A 2,500-nucleotide genomic window follows, 5' to 3' on the forward strand; every position below is an offset into this window, starting at 1 on the left:
GGGCCGCGGGGCTCAGCCCTTCGCGCCGCCGGCCGAACCCTCGTCCCCGGCGTCCGTGTCGGCCGCGGCGTCGGCGTCGGTCTCCATCCCCTCGCCGGAGGCGCCGAGAACGCCCGAGGTGTCCAGGCTCAGCACCTGCCCCGGCACGATGCGGTCGGGGTCGGCGCCGATGAGGGGCTCGTTGGCCCGGTACAGGGCGTTCCAACCGCCCTCCACGCTCTGCCGGTCGGCGATGCCCGCCAGCGAGTCGCCCGGCAGCACCTCGTACGCCGAGGGGTCGACCACGGCCTCCTTTGCGCCGCCGGTCGCGTCCCCACCCGGCTTGCCGGCCCCTCCGTCCTCGCCGGCCCTCTCCGGCCGCTCGCCCCGACCGGTCCGGTCGGGGTCGCCGGCCCCGCCGGACCCGTCGCTCGTGTCGGCCCGGTCCGTCGCCTCCGGGTCGGTGGCCTTCCCGTCGGTGTCGGACGTGCGGTCGGAGGTGCCGTCCCGCTCCGCCTCGCCGGTGTCGCGGTCGGCGGCGTGCCGGCCGGAGGCGGGCTCGTCGAGCCGCTCGGTCTCGTTCGGGTCGGGGGCGCCGCGGTGTCGCCCGCCGGTGGAGGCCTCCGCCTCGCTCCCGGTCGCCCCCCGCTCCCCCGCGGAGGACCCGGTGCCGGTACCCGGCAGGGAGCCCAGTCGGTTGCCCGCGTCATCGACGATCCCGGAGATCTGACGCGACCGCGAGGGCGCGGCGGTCTCCGCCTCGGCCTGCCGCTCGACGGCGGCGGCCTCGGCCTCCCGCGCCTGCCGCACCGCCTCCACCAGGCCTCCGCTGTGCGCGCAGTCGGGGAACGCGCCGGGGCCCTGGTCGGCGAGGATTCGCTCGGCCACGACTATCTGCTGGCCGCGGGAGGCGAGGTCGGGGGTGTCGGCGAACTCCCGGCCCCCGTACTCGATCCACAGCTTCAGCGGCAACTGCAGGCCGCCGTAGTAGCCGTTGCCGGTGTCGGCGGTCCACTCGCCGTCGCTCTCGCACTGGGCGACGCGGTCCCAGGTCTCACCGTCCACCGCCTGTGCCACTCCGGCCCCGAGGAGCGGGAGGGCCGCACCCGCGCCGGTCACACCTGCGGTGACCAGAAAAGCGGGGGCCTGACGGGGGCGACGATGACGACCGGACCCGGAAAGCATGACGAAGGCCTCTCGAAGGAATCACACGGACCCCGCGCGCATCGTCCCCGGGATCTCGCCCGGAGCCGAACACCGTTGCGGTTGTCGCCAGAACCTAGCCAAACCATGGAGCCGATCACAAGCCGATCCCGCACGTATCACGCGCAGATCACAGTCCTGACGGAGCGTTACCGGCAGGGAGGTCCGTTTCGCGCCGGAAGTCCACCGGTAGCGCGCGCAGCCCTCGCATGATGAGCCCACCGCGCCACCGCAGTTCCGCCGGATCCACGGCAAGTCGCAGGTGCGGTAGGCGTGTCAGCAGCGCGGACAGCGCGATGCGCCCCTCCAGACGGGCCAGTGGGGCACCCAGGCAGTAATGGATACCGTGGCCGTACCCGAGGTGTTGTTGATCACTGCGCGTCAGATCCAGCCGATCGGGGTCCGGGAAGCGCGCCGGGTCCCGGTCGGCGGCGGCGAGCACCACCAACACCGGGTCTCCGGGGGCGATCCGTCGCCCACCGATCGTCAGCGGCTCGCGTGCGAAGCGCCAGGTGGCGATCTCCACCGGTCCGTCCCAGCGCAGCAACTCCTCCACCGCCCGGTCCACCGCCGGCTCGTCACCCGCCCGCACGACGCCGCGCAGGTACTCCATCCGGTCCGGGTGACGCAGCAGGGCGAGCGTCCCGTTGCCGATGAGGTTGACCGTGGTCTCGAAGCCGGCGAACAGCAGGATGAAGGCCATGGCGGCGGCCTCCTCGCCGGTGAGGTGCTCCCCGTGGTCCGAGGCCCGGATGAGGGCGGTGATGAGGTCGTCGGCCGGATCGGCCCGCTTGCGCTCGATGAGTTCGGAGAGGTAACCCCGCATCCGCTTCACCGCCCGACCCACCCCGCCGCGCCGACCGGCGGTGTGCAGCATCATCCCCGCCCAGTCGCGGAAGTCGTCGTGGTCCTCCTCCGGGACCCCGAGCAGGTCGCAGATGGCGTAGATGGGCAGCGGGAAGGCGAACTCGTGAATGAGGTCGGCCGACCCCCGATCCGCGAAGCCGTCGATCAGGCGGTGCGTCAACTCCTCCACCCTCGGCGCGAAGGCGGCCACCCGGCGCGGGGTGAAGGCGGCCGAGACCAGGCGGCGCAGTCGGGTGTGGTCCGGCGGATCGATGTTGAGCAGGTGGGTCATCAGATTGGCGCCGCGTTCCCCGGGATGCCGACCCGCCCCCGCTCGTGCGCCGCCGGGCCGTGCCGGTCGGGGTTCTTGCTCAGCCGGGGATCGGCCAGGGTCCGCCGGGCGTCCTCCCAGCGGGTGACGAGCCAGGCGGTGACGCCGCTGGGCAGCGTCACCCGGTGCACGGGGGCGCTC

The 2,500-nt window shown here is 73.8% G+C and carries 1 protein-coding gene and 1 pseudogene; both read right to left on the minus strand.

Annotated features, from left to right (window positions below; all coding sequences use genetic code 11):
* Positions 1-12: 12 nt before the first annotated feature.
* On the minus strand, positions 13-1,044 hold the full coding sequence (locus FNQ90_RS19580; RefSeq protein WP_323380080.1) for a transglycosylase family protein: 1,032 nt from the start codon (positions 1,042-1,044) through the stop codon (positions 13-15).
* 268 nt (positions 1,045-1,312) lie between these two features.
* Positions 1,313-2,500: pseudogene (locus tag FNQ90_RS19585) on the minus strand (cytochrome P450 family protein); the annotation flags it as partial.

Origin of the sequence: Streptomyces alkaliphilus, assembly GCF_014141535.1 — a bacterium.
Lineage (GTDB): Bacteria > Actinomycetota > Actinomycetes > Streptomycetales > Streptomycetaceae > Streptomyces > Streptomyces alkaliphilus.